This window comes from Streptomyces aurantiaciflavus (assembly GCF_049808595.1).
In the GTDB taxonomy this organism is placed as follows: domain Bacteria; phylum Actinomycetota; class Actinomycetes; order Streptomycetales; family Streptomycetaceae; genus Streptomyces.
In genome coordinates, this window is record NZ_JBNCAQ010000001.1 from 376046 (window position 1) to 395790 (window position 19745).

General features: G+C 71.5%; 16 protein-coding genes. 9 read left to right on the forward strand and 7 right to left on the reverse strand.

Translation table 11 applies throughout. The annotated features are described in order from the left end of the window. Window positions 1-90: 90 nt before the first annotated feature. Window positions 91-894, forward strand: coding sequence for an endonuclease I family protein (locus ACPT94_RS01640; RefSeq protein WP_360336808.1), 804 nt, complete (start codon window positions 91-93; stop codon window positions 892-894). 135 nt (window positions 895-1029) lie between these two features. Here the strand turns inward: ACPT94_RS01640 and ACPT94_RS01645 are convergent, their stop codons facing one another. Further along, entirely contained in the window at window positions 1030-2715 is a 1686-nt protein-coding gene (locus ACPT94_RS01645; protein WP_360336810.1) for a thiamine pyrophosphate-binding protein, read from the reverse strand. Next, window positions 2712-3692 carry an agmatinase gene (speB, locus tag ACPT94_RS01650; RefSeq protein WP_360336812.1) on the reverse strand — a complete coding sequence of 327 codons (981 nt, stop codon included), beginning with the start codon at window positions 3690-3692 and terminating at the stop codon, window positions 2712-2714. Before speB ends, ACPT94_RS01645 begins: the two co-directional genes overlap by 4 nt. Before the next feature lie 118 nt (window positions 3693-3810). Between speB and ACPT94_RS01655 the strand changes: the two genes are divergently transcribed. Together ACPT94_RS01655 and ACPT94_RS01660 are read left to right on the forward strand one after the other, a co-directional pair. After that, complete coding sequence (locus tag ACPT94_RS01655; RefSeq protein WP_425244889.1) at window positions 3811-5517, forward strand: helix-turn-helix domain-containing protein; 1707 nt, start codon at window positions 3811-3813, stop codon at window positions 5515-5517. 90 nt (window positions 5518-5607) lie between these two features. After that, window positions 5608-6396, forward strand: a complete 789-nt coding sequence (locus tag ACPT94_RS01660) for a phosphatase (protein WP_360336816.1) — start codon at window positions 5608-5610, stop codon at window positions 6394-6396. An 87-nt stretch (window positions 6397-6483) separates the two neighbouring features. On the opposite strand, the gene ACPT94_RS01665 is transcribed toward ACPT94_RS01660, so the two are convergent. The 4 genes from ACPT94_RS01665 to ACPT94_RS01680 all read right to left on the reverse strand — a co-directional run bounded on the left by ACPT94_RS01665 (window position 6484) and on the right by ACPT94_RS01680 (window position 10747). Continuing rightward, entirely contained in the window at window positions 6484-6891 is a 408-nt protein-coding gene (locus ACPT94_RS01665) for a hypothetical protein (RefSeq protein ID WP_360336818.1), read from the reverse strand. A 303-nt stretch (window positions 6892-7194) separates the two neighbouring features. Beyond that, window positions 7195-8061, reverse strand: coding sequence for an acyl-CoA thioesterase II (tesB, locus tag ACPT94_RS01670; protein ID WP_360336820.1), 867 nt, complete (start codon window positions 8059-8061; stop codon window positions 7195-7197). 35 nt (window positions 8062-8096) lie between these two features. Continuing rightward, window positions 8097-9254, reverse strand: coding sequence for an acyl-CoA dehydrogenase family protein (locus ACPT94_RS01675; protein WP_360336822.1), 1158 nt, complete (start codon window positions 9252-9254; stop codon window positions 8097-8099). Window positions 9255-10150: 896 nt separating this feature from the next. Then, window positions 10151-10747: an SACE_7040 family transcriptional regulator gene (locus tag ACPT94_RS01680; protein ID WP_360336824.1), complete on the reverse strand. Its 597-nt coding sequence runs from the start codon at window positions 10745-10747 to the stop codon at window positions 10151-10153. Between the two features lie 96 nt (window positions 10748-10843). On the opposite strand from ACPT94_RS01680, the gene ACPT94_RS01685 reads away from it, so the two are divergent. From ACPT94_RS01685 to ACPT94_RS01700, 4 genes are read left to right on the forward strand one after another with little or no spacing between them, the layout of a single operon-like run. Continuing rightward, window positions 10844-12475 (forward strand): carboxyl transferase domain-containing protein, encoded by a 1632-nt coding sequence (locus ACPT94_RS01685; protein ID WP_360336826.1) that lies wholly within the window; start codon window positions 10844-10846, stop codon window positions 12473-12475. Window positions 12476-12486: 11 nt separating this feature from the next. Beyond that, window positions 12487-14424 carry an acetyl/propionyl/methylcrotonyl-CoA carboxylase subunit alpha gene (locus tag ACPT94_RS01690; RefSeq protein ID WP_425244890.1) on the forward strand — a complete coding sequence of 646 codons (1938 nt, stop codon included), beginning with the start codon at window positions 12487-12489 and terminating at the stop codon, window positions 14422-14424. Continuing rightward, window positions 14421-15404, forward strand: a complete 984-nt coding sequence (locus ACPT94_RS01695) for a hydroxymethylglutaryl-CoA lyase (protein WP_425244891.1) — start codon at window positions 14421-14423, stop codon at window positions 15402-15404. The genes ACPT94_RS01690 and ACPT94_RS01695 overlap by 4 nt, the downstream gene beginning before the upstream one ends. A gap of 5 nt (window positions 15405-15409) precedes the next feature. Next, window positions 15410-16570 (forward strand): acyl-CoA dehydrogenase family protein, encoded by a 1161-nt coding sequence (locus tag ACPT94_RS01700; protein WP_425244892.1) that lies wholly within the window; start codon window positions 15410-15412, stop codon window positions 16568-16570. 127 nt (window positions 16571-16697) lie between these two features. On the opposite strand, the gene ACPT94_RS01705 is transcribed toward ACPT94_RS01700, so the two are convergent. Continuing rightward, window positions 16698-17228 (reverse strand): DUF6232 family protein, encoded by a 531-nt coding sequence (locus tag ACPT94_RS01705; protein ID WP_425244893.1) that lies wholly within the window; start codon window positions 17226-17228, stop codon window positions 16698-16700. A 282-nt stretch (window positions 17229-17510) separates the two neighbouring features. Here ACPT94_RS01705 and ACPT94_RS01710 point away from each other — a divergent pair, with 282 nt between their 5' ends. After that, window positions 17511-18560, forward strand: coding sequence for an ABC transporter substrate-binding protein (locus ACPT94_RS01710; protein WP_360336836.1), 1050 nt, complete (start codon window positions 17511-17513; stop codon window positions 18558-18560). A 195-nt stretch (window positions 18561-18755) separates the two neighbouring features. Next, window positions 18756-19634 carry a siderophore-interacting protein gene (locus ACPT94_RS01715; protein WP_425244894.1) on the forward strand — a complete coding sequence of 293 codons (879 nt, stop codon included), beginning with the start codon at window positions 18756-18758 and terminating at the stop codon, window positions 19632-19634. Window positions 19635-19745: the final 111 nt, after the last annotated feature.

Sequence of the window (19745 nt, forward strand, 5' to 3'; positions counted from 1 at the left end):
GGACACGCGCAGTCCATTTACACGGCCGCATGTCCATGTCACGCTCCCGATTGCCGCCTCCCATCAACCCGCGTAGATCGGACACCCCACATGCTGGCGACACGCATACGCCGATGGAAGTCGGTGGCGCTTGCCACCACTGCCGTCCTGGTCGGCCTCTCCGCTCCCGCGCTCACCGCGACCCCCGCCGCGGCGACCACGACTGCGTACGACTCGACGTACTACAAGAACGCGGTGGGCAAGACGGGTACGAGCCTCAAGTCGGCCCTGCACACCATCATCAGCAGCCAGACGAAGATCTCGTACTCCGCGGTCTGGAACGCCCTCAAGGTCACCGACCAGGACCCGAACAACAGCAACAACGTGATCCTGCTGTACAGCGGCGTCTCGCGCAGCAAGTCCCTCAACGGCGGCGACGTCGGCGACTGGAACCGCGAGCACACGTGGGCCAAGTCCCACGGCGACTTCGGCGAGGTGACCGGCCCCGGTACCGACCTGCACCACCTGCGCGCCTGCGACGTCCAGGTCAACAGCATCCGCGGCAACCTGGACTTCGACAACGGCGGCAGCGCGGTCACCAACGGCGGCGGCAGCACCGTCGACTCCGACTCCTTCGCGCCGCGCGCCGCGGACCGGGGCGACGTGGCCCGCATGATCCTCTACATGGCGGTCCGCTACGAGGGCGACGACGGCTTCGCCGACCTGGAGCCCAACGAGAAGGTCAACAACGGCAGCAACCCCTACATGGGCAAGCTCTCCGTCCTCAAGGCCTGGAACGAGGCGGACCCGCCCAGCGCCTTCGAGGAGCGCCGCAACCAGGTCATCTACGACACCTACCAGCACAACCGCAACCCGTTCATCGACCACCCGGAGTGGGTCGAGGCGATCTGGTAGCCGCTGCGTGCCCGTGAAGGGGCTGAACTCCTGACGAAATACGGGGTGTTCAGCCCCTTCGTCGCGCCTCTGACGCAGGCCGCACATCAGTTGCGGGGCTCGCCGTACCAGCGCCGCCGCGTGAGGCGTGCTGTGTCAGTCGAGATGCGTGGGCGCGAACAACCGCACAAGGGCCGGGAGTACGACCACCGACGGGCCCGGCGACGCCAGGGCCTTCGTCAGGTCCGCTTCCAGGGTCTCGGGGGAGGTCAGCACCCCCGGTACCCCGAAGGACTCCGCCAGCGCCACGAAGTCCGGGCGGGTCAGCTCCGTGGCCGTGGCCTGGCCGAAGGCGTCCGTCATGTACTCGCGGAGGATGCCGTAGCCGCCGTCGTCGACGATGAGCCAGGTGACGTTCAGGTCGTACTGGCGGGCCGTGGCCAGTTCGGCGATCGAGTACAGGGCGCCGCCGTCGCCGGACACCGCCAGCACCGGGCGGGTCGGGTCGGCGACCGCCGCGCCCAGGGCTGCCGGGAAGCCGTAGCCGAGGCCGCCGGCGCCCTGCGCGGAGTGCATGTGGTTGGGCCCCTTGGCGTCGAAGGCCGACCAGGCCCAGTAGGCGAGGATCGTCATGTCCCAGAAGGACGGGGAGGCCGGGGGAAGCGCCCTGCGGATCGACGCCAACAGGTCCTGTTCCAGGCCCAGTTCCTGGGCGGCGATACGTGCGGCGACCTTGTCGAGCAGAGCTCGGACGCGGGCCGGCGCCTCCTCGTCCTCCCGCCGTTCCACCGTCTCCAGCAGCGCCTGCAACGCCAGTCGCGCGTCCGCGTGGATGCCCAGCGCCGGGTGGTTCGACTCCAGCTTGCCGAGGTCGGCCTCGATCTGGACGACCCGGCCTCGCGGCTTGAACGTGTGGTAGTTCGAGGAAAGTTCGCCGAGGCCCGAGCCGACCACCAGCAGGACGTCGGCGTCCTCCAGGAAGTCCGTCGTGTGGCGGTCCTCGATCCAGGACTGCAACGACAGCGGATGCTTCCAGGGGAACGCGCCCTTGCCGCCGGGGGTCGTGACGACCGGCGCCCGAAGCAGCTCGGCCAGCTGCCTCAGCTTGCCCGACGCGTCCGCCCGTACCACTCCCCCGCCCGCGATGATCGCCGGGCGGGCGGCGCGGGACAGCAAGTCGGCTGCCACGGCGGTCAGTTCGGGGCGCGGAGGCAGCTCCTCCGGGAAGGCGTCCCCGACCGTCACCACCGGGATCGACGTCTCGGCCAGCAGCACGTCCTGCGGGATCTCCACCCACACCGGGCCGTGCGGGGCGGTCAGCGCCGACTTCCAGGCCGCCTCGATCGCGTCCGGGATCTGGGACTGGGCGCGAACGGTGTGCACCGACTTGACCACACCCCGGAACGAGGCCGCCTGGTCCGGGAGTTCGTGCAGATAGCCGTGCCGGCCACCGCCCAGCCCGGCCGTCGGGATCTGGCTGCAGATCGCCAGCACCGGCGCGCTGGCCGCCGCCGCCTCCTGCAGAGCGGCCAGCGAGGTCAGCGCGCCCGGGCCCGTCGACAGCAGCAGCGGCGCCGCCTCGCCCGTGACACGGCCGTACGCGTCCGCCGCGAACCCCGCGTTGTTCTCCACCCGCAGGCCGATGTACCGCAGGTCGGAGCGGCGCAGGGCGTCGAACACGCCGAGGGCGTGCTGGCCGGGCAGGCCGAAGACCGTCGTCGCGCCCAGCCCGGCCAGGGTCTCCACGACCAGGTCTCCGCCGATGCGGCCGGCGGGAGGATTCAGGGCGGCAGAGATCTGCGCCTGTGTCGGGCGGAGGACCTGGTCGTGGTCGTGGGTCACTTGCCCTCGTTCTCCTCACGGGCCTCGGCGATCTGACGGGACATGATCGTGGTCAGTTCGTACGCCGTGTGGGACGCGGCCACCGACGTGATCTCGGCGTGATCGTACGCGGGGGCCACCTCGACGACGTCCGCCGAGACCAGGTTGCAGGACGCCAGGCCGCGCAGGATCTCCAGCAGCTCGCGGGAGGTCATGCCGCCCGCCTCCGGCGTGCCGGTGCCGGGGGCGTGGGCCGGGTCCAGGCAGTCGATGTCGATGGAGATGTAGAGGGGCCGGTCGCCGATGCGCTGACGGAGCTGGTCGGCCACCTCGTCGGCGCCCCGGCGGTAGATGTCCGCCGAGGTGACGATGCCGAAGCCCATCTTCTCGTCGTCCGTCAGGTCCTGCTTGCCGTAGAGCGGGCCGCGGGTGCCGACGTGGGAGAGCGCGGAGGTGTCCAGGATCCCCTCCTCCACCGCCCGCCGGAACGGCGTCCCGTGCGTGTACTCGGCGCCGAAGTACGTGTCCCAGGTGTCGAGGTGGGCGTCGAAGTGGAGCAGGGCGACGGGGCCGTGCTTCTTCGCCACCGACCTCAGCAGGGGCAGCGCGATCGTGTGGTCGCCGCCCAGCGTCATCAGGCGGGCCCCCGTCCCCAGCAGGTCGTCCGCCGCCGCCTCGATCGTCTCCACGGCCTCGTTGATGTTGAACGGGTTCACCGCGATGTCGCCGCCGTCCGCGACCTGCGCGAGGGCGAAGGGGGAGGCGTCCTGCGCCGGGTTGTACGGGCGCAGCAGCCGGGACGCCTCACGGATCGCGTTGCCGCCGAAGCGGGCGCCCGGCCGGTACGAGACGCCCGAGTCGAACGGCACGCCCACGACGGCGACGTCGGCGCGGCCGACCTCGTCGAGGCGGGGCAGCCGGGCGAAGGTCGCGGGGCCGGCGTACCGCGGGATCCGCGAGGAGTCGACCGGGCCGCGGGGCGTCTCGTTGCTGCTCATGCACTGCCTTCTTTCCTACGCGTCATCGCGTATGTACTGCTCTGTACTACTGAGTACGACCCTAGGTGGTCGGAAAGCGACTGCGAAGTGTACGTTTCATCCACTGGAGCCGTCCGGGATGGAAGGAACGCACACCGTGCCGGATGCCGCCGTTCCGCCCACACCGCCGGTCCCGCTGGCCGCGCTGCTGGCCCGCGAGGACCTGGCCCTGCGCCGGATCGCCGGACCGTCCGACCCCGGCCTGGTCATCCACGGGGCGCACACCTCGGAGATGGCCGACCCGTACCCGTACCTGCTGGGCGGCGAGCTGCTGCTGACGGCGGGGGTGCACATCCCGGATGCGGCGGGGACGGGCACGTACTTCGACGACTATGTCTCCCGGATCGTGGCGGCGGGCGGTGCGGCGCTCGGCTTCGGGCTCGCGCCGGTGCACGACACCGTGCCGCGCGCGCTGGTCGCCGCCTGCGACAAGTACCGGCTGCCGTTGCTGGAGGTCCCGCCGCAGACCACGTTCTCGGGGGTGGCCCGCGCCGTCTGGCAGCTCATGGCCCAGGCCCGCCACGCGGAGCTGCGCCGGGTGACGGAGGCCCAGCAGAGCCTCGCCTCCGCCGCGTCCCGCCCGGACCCGGTGCCGTCGGTGCTGCGCCGGCTCGCCCAGCGGGTGGGCGGAGGGGCGGTGCTGTACGGGCCGGACGGGGCGGTGATCGCGGAGGCGGGGAGGGATCCGTCGGGCGACGCGCGGGAGGCGCTGGCGGAGCTCGCCCGGGTCGTCGTCGGCCGGGGCTCCGCCACCGCCAGCGACACCACCGCCGCCGGGGCGCATCTCACCGCCTACGTCCTCGGTGCCGGGCGGGGTTTCGTACTCGGGGTGGCCGCGCCCCGGCGCGATCCGGGGGACCACACCATCGCCTCCGTCGCCGCCGTCCTTCTCTCCCTTCTCACCGGCGAGCACCAAAGCGGCACGGGAGCGGCCCGCTCGTCGGCGCTCGTACGACTGCTGCTGGGGGCGGCGCCGGAAACGGTGGCGCCGTTGCTGGGCGGCGAGCGATGGCGTGTGGTGCACGCGGTGCCGGAGGGGGCGGCGGGGCCGGAACGGGAAGGGCCGCCGGAGGCGCCGTCGGGGGCGACGCCGGGGGCCGGGCGCCACAGCCGACCGGACCCGGCACCGGGCGCGCGACGGCACCAGCGCCCCGAGGCGCCGGCCGCGACCGGGGGCCCCGAGCGGCCGGCCGATGCGACAGCCGCGACCGGGGCCCACGAGTGGCCGAGCAGCACACCGGACACCCCACCCCCTGGGCGGCCCGGGCCGCGGCTCCCCGACGCCGTCGCCGCCTCGGCGCTGGGAGCCGCCCTCGGGTCGCCGCTGGTGGACCTCGCGGGCGGGGTCGTACGGGTGCTCGTCCCGGCGGACCGGGAGCCGGTCGCGCAGGCGGGGTGGACGTTGGGCGTCAGCGCGGCCGTGGGGCCCGGCGACTGGCCGACGGCCGACACCCAGGCGGGGCGTGCCCTGGCCCGGGCCCGGGCGACCCGTGCGCCGCTGGTCCGGCACGGCGCCCGGCCCGCGCTCGCCGACCTGCTGCCGCCCGGCGAGGCGGAGGCGCACGCCCGTACGCTCCTCGCGCCCCTCGGCGAGAACGCGGCCCTCGCCGACACCCTGCGTACCTGGCTGTCGCTGCACGGCAGTTGGGACCGTACGGCGGTGGCGCTGGGTGTGCACCGCAACACCGTGCGACAGCGGATCGCGCGTTGCGCGGCCCTGCTGGGGACGGACCTGGATGATCCGGACGTACGGATGGAGCTGTGGTTCGCCCTGCGGCAACGGTGAGTTCGACGGCGCGTGTCAGGCCGAGTGACCCATGTCCCAGCGTCCGGGACACCCAGGACTCCCACTGGCGGCTGCCTCACAATGGACACCATGCCGATACCCGGGACACCCAGCCGCGCCGAGCTCGTCGAGCACCTTGTGAAGACCCGCATCGCGGGTGACGTAGCCACCCCGCGCGAGAACAACCTCTCCCACTACCGCCAGCTCGCCAACGGTGTCCGCAACTTCTGGCTCGGTCTGGAGCTCGGCGACCGCTGGACCGACGAGCAGGACGTGCTCGCGGTGATGGCGGAGCGGGTCGGCGTCAACGACGACCCCGAGTACCGGTACGGCCAGGACACCATCGACCCCGAGCTGACCGTCGACGCGCTGGACCGGCTGGCGGGACGGCTGCGCAAGGCGGCCGAGGACCGGCAGCGGGTGCTGTTCGCCACCGGTCACCCGGGCGGTCTGCTCGACGTGCACCGGGCCACCGCCGCCGCCCTGCGCACGGCCGGCTGCGAGATCGTCGTCATCCCGGACGGGCTGCAGACCGACGAGGGATACGTCATGCAGTTCGCCGACGTGGCGGTCCTCGAGCACGGCGCCACCCTCTGGCACACCCACTCGGGCGAACCGATGAAGGCGATCCTGACCGCGCTGGAGCGCGAGGGGCGTCCGCTGCCCGACCTGGTCGTCGCCGACCACGGCTGGGCGGGCTACGCCGGCCGGCACGGCGTCGACTCCGTCGGGTACGCCGACTGCAACGACCCGGCGCTGTTCATCGCCGAGGCGGAGGGCACCGTGCAGGTGACGGTGCCGCTCGACGACCACGTGGTCAGCCCGCGCCACTACGACCCGATGACGGCGTATCTGCTGGCGGAGGCGGGGCTGGCGTAGGTCCGGCTCACGACCGGAGCCACACATGAACGGCGTGATGCGCGGCCCTGTTCGGGGACCGCACATCGCGCCGTTGCCGTTGTCGGGTCAGTCGTGGCCGCCGTGGCCACCGTTGCCGCCACGGCCACCGTTGTCGTGGCCACCGTTGCCGCCACGGCCACCGTTGTCGTGGTCGCCGTTGCCGCCACGGCCGTTGTCGTGGTCACCGTGGTCACCATTGCCGCCACGGCCGTTGTCGTGATCACCGTAGCCGCCACGACCGTTGTCGTGGTCACCGTAGCCGCCACGACCGTTGTCGTGGTCGCCGTAGTCACCGTTGCCGCCACGACCGTTGTCGTCATCGTCGCAGCCGTTCCACCAGCCGTTGCAGTAGCTGCTGTGGCTGTAGGAGTCGGCCGCCGAAGCGATGCCCGATGTGCCCGCCGCGATACCGCCGGCCATCAACAGCCCGGCGGCGGACACCGCGGCAAGGCGCTTCGCGCGTTGTACTCGCATGAGAAATACCTTTCGCTCCATCGTCTCCCGCGTTTCCCGGAAGGAGGCGCGAGAATGGATGGCCGCAGCCGCAAAGGAGAGTTGCGGCAGGGTCTCTGAGTGTCACCGCATATTGATCTGGAGCACGGGCTCGACCGCCGACGCCTCCAGGTCGCTCGCCATGATGCGCGGGCGATCGCTGTGGCCTTGGTCCGCTCTGCTCGGGAACCGGTCGGCCGGGCGTGCCGTGCGTGCGGCTTTCAGTCATTGAGCCTAGTACCGCTACGGCACATCAGCATCTCGGGCGATCCGCCGCACGGGCCGTCACCGGGGGAGCCGGACCACGCCCTCCTGGATCACCGAGATGGCGAGCCGGCCGTCCCGGGTGTAGATGCGCCCCTGGCCGAGGCCCCGGCCGCCGTACGCCGACGGGGACTCCTGGTCGTAGAGCAGCCACTCGTCGGCGCGGAACGGGCGGTGGAACCACATCGCGTGGTCGAGGGAGGCGCCCACGACGTCGCCGACCGCCCAGCCGCCGCGGCCGTGCGCGAGGAGGACCGAGTCCAGGAGCGTCATGTCGGAGACGTAGGTGGCGAGGACGACGTGCAGGAGGGGGTCGTCGGCGAGCTTGCCGTTGGTGCGGAACCAGACCTGGCTGTGCGGCTCGCGCGGTGCGCCGAACTTCCCGTACGGGGGCTCGTCGACGTAGCGCAGGTCGATCGCCTCGCGGGACTCCAGGAACCGCTCGACGACGGCCGGGGCGAGGTGGTCGTAGCCGCGCAGGCGGTCCTCGGAGGTGGGCAGGGTCGCCGGGTCGGGGGCGGGCGGCATGCCGGCCTGGTGGTCGAGGCCGTCCTCGTACGTCTGGAAGGACGCCGACAGGGAGAAGATCGGTCTGCCGTGCTGGATCGCCACCACGCGGCGGGTGGTGAAGGAGCGGCCGTCGCGGATGCGCTCGACGTTGTAGACGATCGGCGCGCCGGGGTCGCCGATGCGCAGGAAGTACGCGTGCAGGGAGTGGGCGGGCCGGTCCGCGGGGACCGTGCGCCCGGCAGCGACCAGCGCCTGGGCCGCGACCTGACCGCCGAAGACGCGCGGGACGACGGCGGAGCGGGACTGGCCGCGGAAGATGTTCTCCTCGATCTGCTCGAGGTCGAGCAGATCGAGGAGATCCTGTAGTGCCTGACTCATGGGGCCAGTTCTACCGGTGAGTAATTTCTCGGACCTTACAGACCCATGTCCTTCGCGATGATCGTCTTCATGATCTCGCTGGTGCCGCCGTAGATGCGGTTCACGCGGTTGTCCGCGTACAGGCGGGCGATCGGGTACTCGTTCATGTAGCCGTAGCCGCCGTGCAGCTGGAGGCAGCGGTCGATGACGCGGTGGGCGACCTCGGTGCAGAACAACTTCGCGCTGGCGGCCTCGGCGGGGGTCAGCTCGCCCGCGTCGAGAGCCTCGAGGGCGCGGTCGGCGACGGCCTCGGCGGCGTCGACCTCGGCCTGGCAGGCGGCCAGCTCGAACTTGGTGTTCTGGAAGTGGGCGACCGGCTTGCCGAAGACGGTGCGCTCCGTGACGTACTGCTGGGCGAAGCGGACGGCGGCCTTGGCCTGCGCGTAGGCGCCGAAGGCGATGCCCCAGCGCTCGGAGGCCAGGTTGTGGCCGAGGTAGTAGAAGCCCTTGTTCTCCTCGCCGAGGAGGTCCTCGACGGGGACCTTCACGTCGACGAAGGCCAGCTCGGCGGTGTCGGAGGTGCGCAGGCCCAGCTTGTCGAGCTTGCGGCCGATGGAGTAGCCCTCGGACTTGGTGTCCACGGCGAAGAGGGAGATGCCGAAGCGGCGGTCCTCGGCGGTCGGGGCGGAGGTGCGGGCGCACACGATCACGCGGTCGGCGTGGACGCCGCCGGTGATGAAGGTCTTGGCGCCGTTGAGCACGTAGTGCGTGCCGTCCTCGCTGAGCTTGGCGGTGGTCTTCATGCCCGCCAGGTCCGAACCGGTGCCCGGCTCGGTCATCGCCAGCGCCCACATCTCCTCGCCGCTGACGAACTTCGGGAGGAAACGCTTCTTCTGCTCGTCGGTGGCGAGCATCTTGATGTACGGGAGGGCGAGCAGCACGTGGACGCCGGAGCCGCCGAACTGGACGCCCGCGCGAGCGGTCTCCTCGTAGAGGACGGCCTCGAACTTGTGGGTGTCCAGGCCCGCGCCGCCGAACTCCTCGGGCACGTTGATGCCGAAGAGGCCCAGCTCGCCGAGCTTGTAGTAGAAGTCGCGCGGCGCCTGGCCTGCGGCGAACCACTCGTCGTACACCGGGACGACCTCGGCCTCGATGAAGGCGCGCAAGGTCTCCCGGAACGCCTCGTGATCCTCGTTGAACACCGTACGGCGCACGCCGCCACCTCCACGTACCTCGGCCTGTCTAAGCGCTTGCTCACAGCACCGTACCGGTGAGTACAGGGTGCGTCCAGGGTGCTCCCGTGGTAACGCTCGTCACGCCGGGGGCCCTTGCCCACCCACCCGCCCGACTCGGTCGGAGGTGAGGGCACCCCCTGGGGCTCCGCCCCAGACCCCGGGGCGTTCGCACACCCACCCGCCCGACTCGCTTGGACGATGAGTGGCCCTCCCCCTGGGGCTCCGCCCCAGACCCCAGAGCCTCGCCCACCCACCCGACTCGGTCGGACGAGAAGTCTCCCCCGGGGCTCCGCCCCAGCCCCCGGCGGGGGCTCCGCCCCCTGCACCCCCGGGGCGCCGCAGTCCCGCCCGAAAGACACCACAGCCCCGCACCTCCGGTCGCCGCAGTCCCGCACCTCCGGCACACGGGAGCCCTACACCTCCGGCACGGGAGCCCACGCCTCCGAGGTGCCGCGGCACCACTTCGAGGCACCACAGCACACACCCCCCGAGGCACCGCGGCCCCACACCTCGGACCACCGCAGCTCCGCGCCCCGGGTGACCGCAGCCCTACACCCCGCACCACCGCAGCTCCGCGCCCCGGGTGACCGCAGCCCTACACCCCGCACCACCGCAGCTCCGCGCCCCGGGTGACCGCAGCCCTACACCCCGCACCACCGCAACTCCGCGCCCCGGGTGACCGCAGCCCCACACCCCGCACCACCGCAGCTCCGCGCTTCGGATGACCTCAACCCCACACCCCGCACCACCACAGCCCCACACCCCGGTGACCACACCCCCACACCGACCCATCAGCCGCCGATGGCGCCCAGCCCCCACCAAGGCCACCCGCACCCGGCGACGAAAGGCGCGCGGGCCTGGCCGGAGGCCGGTCGCTACGCTTCCGCCGCGGAGCCGAACGCCCCCCGCGCCATCCGGTGGAGCAGCGCCGCCGTGGCGCCTCGGCCCGGCAGGACGCCTGCCCGGCCCAGGTGCGGCGTCGAGTTCAGGAGGCCGAAGACCGAGTGCACCGCCGAACGGGCGGTGGGCTCGGTCAGGGCGGGGTAGACCTCGCGGACGACCTCCACCCACAGCTCGACGTACTGCCGCTGCAGCTGCCGCACCAGCTTGCGGTCGCTGTCGCGGAGGCGGTCCAGCTCGCGGTCGTGCAGGGTGATGAGGGGACGGTCGTCGATGGCGAAGTCGATGTGGCCCTCGATGAGGGAGTCGAGGACCGCCTCGGCGCCGCCCCCGTCGGACTCCTGCACGCGACGGCGCGCGCCGTTCAGCAGCTGGCCGCTGATCCCCACCAGCAGCTCGGCGAGCATCGCGTCCTTGCCGGGGAAGTGCCGGTAGAGACCGGGGCCGCTGATGCCGACGGCGGCTCCTATCTCGTCCACGCCGACGCCGTGGAAGCCGCGCTCGGCGAACAGCCGCGCGGCCTCCTTGAGGATCTGTTCGCGGCGGGTGGGGGCGTCGGTTCTGGGGGCCATGGAAGCAATTCTAGACAGGGAGGTTAGCGGTCGTTAACCTGGAGGAAATGGTTAACGCTCATTAACAGTCGATCACTGGGTGAGGGGACCGCAAGGATGGATCAGGCACCGGAGCTGACGAGCGCGGCAGACCCCGCGTCGGAGGCCTGGCGGGCCAATGAACAAGCCCACCTCGCCCTCGTCGAGGAGCTGCGCGGCAAGCTCGCCGCCGCCCGGCTCGGCGGGGGTGAGAAGGCGCGGGCCCGGCACACCGCGCGCGGGAAGCTGCTGCCGAGGGACCGGGTGGACACCCTCCTGGATCCCGGGTCTCCCTTCCTGGAGCTCGCGCCCCTCGCCGCCGAGGGGATGTACGAGGGGCAGGCCCCGGCCGCCGGCGTCATCGCCGGGATCGGGCGGGTCAGCGGGCGGGAGTGCGTCGTCGTGGCCAACGACGCCACCGTCAAGGGTGGGACGTACTACCCGATGACCGTGAAGAAGCATCTGCGCGCGCAGGAGGTCGCCCTCGAGAACCGGCTGCCGTGCCTCTACCTCGTGGACTCCGGCGGCGCCTTCCTGCCCATGCAGGACGAGGTGTTCCCGGACCGGGAGCACTTCGGGCGGATCTTCTACAACCAGGCCCGGATGTCCGGCGCCGGGATCCCGCAGATCGCCGCCGTGCTCGGGTCGTGCACCGCCGGCGGGGCGTATGTGCCGGCCATGAGCGACGAAGCCGTCATCGTCCGGAACCAGGGGACGATCTTCCTCGGCGGCCCTCCCCTGGTGAAGGCCGCCACCGGCGAGGTCGTCACCGCCGAGGAGCTCGGCGGCGGTGAGGTGCACGCGCGTGTGTCGGGTGTCACCGACCATCTCGCCGAGGACGACGCGCACGCCCTGCGGATCGTGCGGACCATCGTCTCCACCCTTCCGGCCCGCCCGTCCCTTCCCTGGGAGGTGCGGCCGGCGGTCGAGCCCAAGGTCGACCCCTACGGGCTCTACGGCGCCGTCCCCGTCGACTCCCGCACCCCCTACGACGTACGGGAGATCATCGCCCGCGTCACCGACGGCTCCCGTTTCGCCGAGTTCAAGGCGGAGTTCGGGCAGACCCTCGTCACCGGGTTCGCCCGTATTCAGGGCCACCCGGTCGGGATCGTCGCCAACAACGGCATCCTGTTCTCCGAGTCCGCCCAGAAGGGCGCCCACTTCATCGAGCTGTGCGACCAGCGCGGGATCCCGCTCCTCTTCCTCCAGAACATCTCAGGCTTCATGGTCGGCAAGGACTACGAGGCCGGCGGCATCGCCAAGCACGGCGCCAAGATGGTGACCGCCGTGGCCTGCACCCGCGTGCCGAAGCTGACCGTCGTCGTCGGCGGGTCGTACGGCGCCGGGAACTACTCGATGTGCGGGCGGGCCTATTCGCCGCGCTTCCTGTGGATGTGGCCCAACGCCAAGATCTCGGTCATGGGCGGCGAGCAGGCCGCCTCCGTCCTCGCCACCGTCAAGCGGGACCAGCTTCAGGCGCACGGCCAGGAGTGGTCCGTGGAGGAGGAAGAGGTCTTCAAGGACCCGATCCGGGCGCAGTACGAGCGCCAGGGCAACGCCTACTACGCCACCGCCCGGCTCTGGGACGACGGCGTCATCGACCCGCTGGAGACCCGGCAGGTGCTCGGTCTCGCCCTGACGGCCTGCGCCAACGCGCCGCTGCCCCAGAAGGACTACTCGGCGCCCCAGTTCGGCGTCTTCCGGATGTGAGGAGGGGACCCTTGTTCGACACCGTGCTCGTGGCCAACCGGGGCGAGATCGCCGTCCGTGTCATCCGCACCCTGCGCTCGCTGGGCGTGCGCTCGGTGGCCGTCTTCTCCGACGCGGACGCCGACGCCCGGCATGTCCGCGAGGCCGACACGGCCGTACGGATCGGCCCCGCGCCGGCCGCCGAGAGCTATCTGTCCGTCGAGCGGCTCCTGGAGGCCGCCGCCCGCACCGGCGCCCAGGCCGTCCACCCGGGGTACGGCTTCCTCGCGGAGAACGCCGGCTTCGCGCGCGCGTGCGCCGACGCGGGGCTCGTCTTCATCGGGCCGTCGGCCGAGGCGATCGCCCTCATGGGCGACAAGATCCGCGCCAAGGAGACCGTGAAGGCGGCCGGCGTGCCGGTCGTCCCCGGGTCGAGCGGCAGCGGGCTCAGCGACTCGCAGCTCGCCGACGCCGCCCGGGAGATCGGCACCCCGGTGCTGCTCAAGCCGAGCGCCGGCGGCGGCGGCAAGGGCATGCGGCTGGTCCGCGACGCCGCCGTCCTGGCGGACGAGATCGCCGCCGCCCGCCGTGAGGCCCGCGCCTCCTTCGGCGACGACACCCTCCTCGTCGAGCGGTGGATCGACCGGCCCCGGCACATCGAGATCCAGGTCCTGGCCGACGGCCACGGCCGTGTGATCCACCTGGGCGAGCGCGAGTGCTCCCTGCAGCGCCGGCACCAGAAGATCATCGAGGAGGCGCCCAGCGTGCTCCTCGACGAGGCCACCCGGGCCGCGATGGGCGAGGCGGCGGTCCAGGCGGCCCGCTCTTGCGGGTACCGGGGCGCGGGCACGGTGGAGTTCATCGTCCCCGGCGGCGACCCGACGTCGTACTTCTTCATGGAGATGAACACCCGCCTGCAGGTGGAGCACCCGGTCACCGAGCTCGTCACCGGCCTGGACCTGGTCGAGTGGCAGCTGCGGGTGGCGGCCGGTGAGCGGCTGCCGTACACGCAGGACGACATCGCCCTGACCGGGCACGCCGTCGAGGCGCGGATCTGTGCGGAAGACCCCGCGCGCGGGTTCCTGCCCTCCGGCGGGACCGTGCTCAGGCTGGAGGAGCCGCAGGGCGACGGCGTGCGCACCGACTCGGGGCTGAGCGAGGGGACCGAGGTCGGCAGCCTGTACGACCCGATGCTGTCCAAGGTGATCGCGTACGGGCCCGACCGGGTGACCGCGCTCAGAAAGCTCCGGTCCGCCCTCGCGGAGACGGTCACGCTGGGCGTGCAGACCAACGCCGGGTTCCTGCGCCGGCTGCTGGCGCATCCGGCGGTCGTGGCGGGCGAGCTGGACACGGGGCTGGTCGAGCGGGTGGTGGACGACCTGGTCCCCACCGACGTACCGGAGGAGGTCTACGAGGCCGCCGCCGCCGTACGGCTGGAGGGGCTCAGGCCGCACGGGGACGGCTGGACGGATCCCTTCTCGGTGCCGAGCGGCTGGCGACTGGGCGGGGCGCACCGGCCGGTGGACTTCCCCCTGCGCGTGACGGGACTGGAACCCGTCACTCACCCGGTGCGCGGCACCCACACCGTCACCGACGAGCGGGTCCACGTCACCCTCGACGGCGTCCGCCACACCTTCCGGCGGGCCGGCGACTGGCTGGGCCGTGACGGCGACGCCTGGCATGTGCGCGACCACGACCCGGTGGCCGCGTCCCTGACGGGCGCCGCGCACTCCGGCGCCGACTCGCTGACGGCGCCCATGCCGGGGACGGTGACGGTGGTGAAGGTCGCCGTCGGCGACGAGGTGGCGGCCGGGCAGAGCCTGCTGGTGGTGGAGGCGATGAAGATGGAGCACGTCATCTCCGCCCCGCACGCCGGCACGGTCGCCGAACTGGACGTCAGCCCCGGCACGACGGTCGCCATGGACCAGGTCCTGGCCGTCGTCACCCCGCACGAGGAGGTGCAGGAATGACCGGACTCGGACTCCCCATGGCCGTACCGGCCGCGGGCCTGCCCGCGCGGGTCAGGATCCACGAGGTCGGCGCGCGCGACGGCCTGCAGAACGAGAAGGCGACCGTGCCGACCGAGGTGAAGGCGGAGTTCGTCCGCCGGCTCGCCGGCGCCGGCCTGACGACGATCGAGGCGACCAGCTTCGTCCACCCCAAGTGGGTGCCCCAACTGGCCGACGCCGAGGAGCTGTTCCCGCTCGTCCGCGATCTGCCGGTGGAGCTGCCGGTGCTGGTGCCGAACGAGCGGGGCCTGGACCGGGCCCTGGCGCTCGGCGCGCGCCGGGTCGCCGTGTTCGCCAGCGCCACCGAGTCCTTCGCCAAGGCCAACCTCAACCGCACGGTGGACGAGGCGCTGGCCATGTTCCGACCGGTGGTGGAGCGGGCCAAGGCCGAAGGCGACGGTGTGCACGTCCGCGGCTATCTCTCCATGTGCTTCGGCGACCCCTGGGAGGGCGCGGTCCCGGTCCCCCAGGTCGTGCGGGTGTGCCGGGCCCTGCTCGACATGGGCTGCGACGAGCTGAGCCTGGGCGACACGATCGGGGTCGCGACCCCGGGTCATGTCCGCGGGCTCCTCACCGCGCTCAACGAGGAAGGCGTCCCGACCTCCGTGCTCGGCGCGCACTTCCACGACACCTACGGCCAGGCGCTGGCCAACACCCTGGCCGCCCTCCAGCACGGCGTCACCACCGTCGACGCCTCCGCGGGCGGCCTCGGTGGCTGTCCGTTCGCCAAGTCCGCCACCGGCAACCTCGCCACCGAGGACCTCGTGTGGATGCTTCAGGGCCTCGGTGTCGACACCGGGGTCGATCTCGGCCGTCTCGTCGCCACCAGCGTGTGGATGGCCGGCCAACTGGGCCGACCCAGCCCGTCCCGCACCGTCCGTGCCCTGTCCCACGAGGACCTTCAGGGCCTGCAGGGCCGCGAGGCCCACAAGGAGCAGTGACCGTCATGGACCACCGACTCTCCCCTGAGCTGGAGGAACTCCGCCGTACGGTGGAGCAGTTCGCGCACGACGTCGTGGCGCCGAAGATCGGCGACTTCTACGAGCGGCACGAGTTCCCCTACGAGATCGTCCGCGAGATGGGCCGCATGGGCCTGTTCGGGCTGCCGTTCCCGGAGGAGTACGGCGGTATGGGCGGCGACTACCTCGCCCTCGGCATCGCGCTGGAGGAGCTGGCGCGTGTGGACTCCTCCGTCGCCATCACCCTGGAGGCCGGCGTCTCCCTGGGCGCCATGCCGATCCATCTGTTCGGCACCGAGGAGCAGAAGCGGCAGTGGCTTCCCCGTCTGTGCTCGGGCGAGATCCTGGGTGCCTTCGGGCTCACGGAGCCCGACGGCGGCTCGGACGCCGGCGCGACACGGACGACGGCCCGGCTGGACGACGCGACGAACGAGTGGGTGATCAACGGCACCAAGTGCTTCATCACCAACTCGGGCACGGACATCACGGGCCTGGTCACGGTGACGGCGGTGACCGGTCGCAAGCCGGACGGCAAGCCGCTGATCTCGGCGATCATCGTCCCGTCGGGGACCCCGGGCTTCACGGTCGCGGCACCGTACTCGAAGGTGGGCTGGAACGCCTCGGACACCCGTGAGCTGTCGTTCGCCGACGTCCGCGTACCGGCGGCGAACCTGCTGGGCGAGGCGGGCCGGGGCTACGCCCAGTTCCTGCGCATCCTCGACGAGGGCCGCATCGCCATCGCCGCGCTCGCCACCGGACTCGCCCAGGGCTGCGTCGACGAGTCGGTGAAGTACGCGCGCGAGCGCCACGCCTTCGGCCGGCCGATCGGCGCCAACCAGGCGATCCAGTTCAAGATCGCCGACATGGAGATGAAGGCCCACACCGCCCGCCTGGCGTGGCGTGACGCGGCGAGCCGCCTGGTGGCGGGCGAGCCCTTCAAGAAGGAGGCGGCGCTGGCCAAGCTGTACTCGTCGACGATCGCCGTCGACAACGCCCGCGACGCCACCCAGATCCACGGCGGCTACGGCTTCATGAACGAGTATCCGGTGGCCCGTATGTGGCGCGACTCCAAGATCCTGGAGATCGGGGAGGGTACGAGCGAGGTGCAGCGGATGCTGATCGCACGGGAGTTGGGGCTGGTGAGCTGAGGACGGCGGCGCCAGGGCCGCGCCGCTCACCTACGGGCGAACCCCGGGGTCCCCGCCGCCCTCTTCCTGGCGGACCCCGGGTTTCCCCGCCGCCCTCTTCCTGGCGGACCCCGGGTTTCCCCGCCGCTCACTTCTTCACAACGCCCGTGTTGGCCAGACCGCCGTACATGTTGACCGTGTCCCCGTAGTGGTAGTTCCTGGGGTTGAACTGCAGGCTCTCCACCCGGACCTGGAACTCGGCCTCGGGGTTCTCGATGGCGTTGACGATGTACTGGACGAGCTGGCGCAGTTGGTCCGGGTTGGGCAGGGTCATCATGGCCGTGGAGGCGCTGTTCGTCTCCACGGCCAGGACGTGTTCGTTCGGCGCGGTCCACAGCTTCAGCATCCGCACGAACAACGCGACCACCACCGCGACTCCCACGACCAACAGCCCGGCCGCTCTGTCGTCCTGAGCGACCGCCTGGACGACGACCAGTACCACGGCGACGAGGGCCGTCCACTTCAGGAAGTCGATGAGGGCCTCCGTCCGCTTCGGTCTGAGCACGAGAGTGTGCACCCGCGTGACGTTGTGCAGCGGATAGGCCGCCTCTCCGACCCACAGCAGCCGTTTGCTCACCTTGAGGTCGACACCGACCGCCCGTCTCGGAGGCGTCGGCATCGGCAGTGCCCCGCCGAGAGTTCCCCTGGTCTCCACAAGTCCCCCCGTCAGCGCGTGCACCCGTGACCGCGTGAGGACCATTAAGCGCCCGAAGCCTGTTGAACAAGAGGCGATTTACAGCCAACTCCCCTGTACAAGCGGCAAGTTGGCAGGAGCGGGACGGCCACGGACACCCCACAGGACGTGGACCGCGCTCCCCCACCCCTGGACAAGATCTGAGGTTAGGCTAACCTACCTTCGAATTGTCCGGCGGTCTCCGCACGTTCGAAAGCAGACCCACTCATGCCCCACGTCAGCGCCAACCACCTCACCCGCCGCGGCATCCTCGCCGCCGGTGGCGCCCTCGGCCTCGGTGCCGTCCTCGCGGCCTGCGGGGACGACGACGCGAAAAGCAGTGGCTCGGAATCGACGTCGAGCGCCTCCGCCAAGTCCGGTCCCTGGACGTTCAAGGACGACCGCGGCACCACGGTGAAGCTCGACAGGACACCCGCGAACATCGTCGCGTTCACCGGTGTCGGCGCCGCCCTCCACGACTACGGCATCCAGGTCAAGGGCGTCTTCGGCCCGACCAGGACCACCGACGGCAAGGCCGACGTCCAGGCCGGCGACATGGACATCACCAAGGTCGAGATCCTGGGCAACGTGTGGGACGAGTTCAACGTCGAGAAGTACGCCGCGCTCGCCCCCGACGTCCTCATCTCCACGATGTTCGACAACGCCGGCACCCTCTGGTACGTCCCCGAGGCCTCCAAGGACAAGATCGCCAAGCTCGCCCCGAGCGTCGGCATCTCCGTCTACGACCGTCAGCTCACCGCACCCCTGCAGCGCATGTGGGAGCTCGCCGAGTCCCTCGGCGCCGACATGACCGCCGCCAAGGTCACCGACGCCAAGAAGCGGTTCGAGGCCGCGGCCACCCGGCTGCGCGCGGCCGCCAAGGCCAAGCCCGACATCAAGGTCCTGGCCGGCTCCGCGGCCGACCAGCTCTTCTACGTCTCCGGCACCAACCTCTCCATCGACCTGGAGTACTTCAAGGCCCTCGGCGTGAACTTCGTCGAGCCTCCGGAGAGCGCGAAGAAGGCCGGCGGCGGCTGGTACGAGTCGCTGAGCTGGGAGAACGTCGACAAGTACCCGGCGGACATCATCATGTTGGACGACCGGTCCCAGGCGCTGCAGCCGGCGGCGATCACGAAGCCGACGTGGAAGCAGTTGCCTGCCGTCAAGGCCGGCCAGGTCATCCCCCGGTCGCCGGAGCCGATCCTGTCGTACGACAAGTGCGTGCCGCTTCTCGAGAACCTCGCGAAGGCTCTCGAGAACGCGAAGAAGGTCGCCTGACGCACTCCGAGGGAGGCGGTTGAGCATCGTTGACGGGCGCTGGGCCTCTGCGGCGGATCGCTCCCCCGGGTTCTCGGCTTCGCACGAACCCGGGGCCCGGCATCGCGGCGGAGCCGCGTATCGCCACAGCCCGCGCCTCTGAAGGCTCGCCGCCCTCCCGCACGCCTCCCACCTGACGACGCCGCAGGAGCCCCCATGACGACGGCCGTTGCCGCTCCCTTCCGTTTCTTCTCCCTTCAGGTAGTACGGACTCGGCGGCTCGGGCCGTCCCTCGTCCGGGTCTCCTTCGCCGGGGAGGATCTGCGGTACTTCTTCTCCGACGGGTACGACCAGTCCCTGTCGCTGTTCCTGCCGCACCCGGGTCAGACCGAGCCGTGGGTGCCGTACGAGCTCGGGGACGGCTGGTGGCAGGGGTGGCGTGAACTGCCGGACGACGTACGGGCGGTGATGCGGTCGTACACCCTCCGGTCGCTGCGCCGGGACGGCCTCGGGCGTACCACGGAGATCGACATCGACTTCGTGCTGCACACCCCCGCCGGACCCGCCTCCGCCTGGGCGGCCCGGGCCGGCGCCGGGGACCGGGTCGTACTGCTCGGGCCGGCCGTCGCCGACAACCGGGCGATACGTTTCCGCCCGCCGCAGGACACCGACCTGGTGCTGCTGTGGGGCGACGAAACGGCCCTGCCCGCCGTCTCGTCCATCCTGGAGTCCCTGCCGGCCGGACTGCGTGCGCGGGTCTGGCTGGAGGTGCACGACGCCGGCGACGTGCAGGACCTGACGACCGCCGCGGACGCCGAAGTCACATGGCTCGTCCACACCGAGGACGACGGAGAGATCCCCCACTGCGTCGAGAGCGTGGGAGGTGCCCCCACCCCCATGGCCCTCGCCGCCCTTCGCGACGCCCGACTGCCGTCCGCCGAAAGGCCGTACGTCTGGATCGCGGGCGAGTCGCAGTGCGTGAAGTCGCTGCGCCGGCACTTCGTGCAGGAGCGCGGGATCGACCGGCGCCGGGTCACCTTCGTCGGGTACTGGCGTCAGGGTCTGAGCGAGGAGCAGCTCCGCGAGCAGGAGTAACTCCCGCTGGCGCAAAGGCGGTTGAAACGTGAGCGCGGTCACGACCGGGGCGGGGTTTCGGAGCTGAAACTTAGGTTAGGCTAACCTAAGTACAACCCGAGGTTCCGCCCC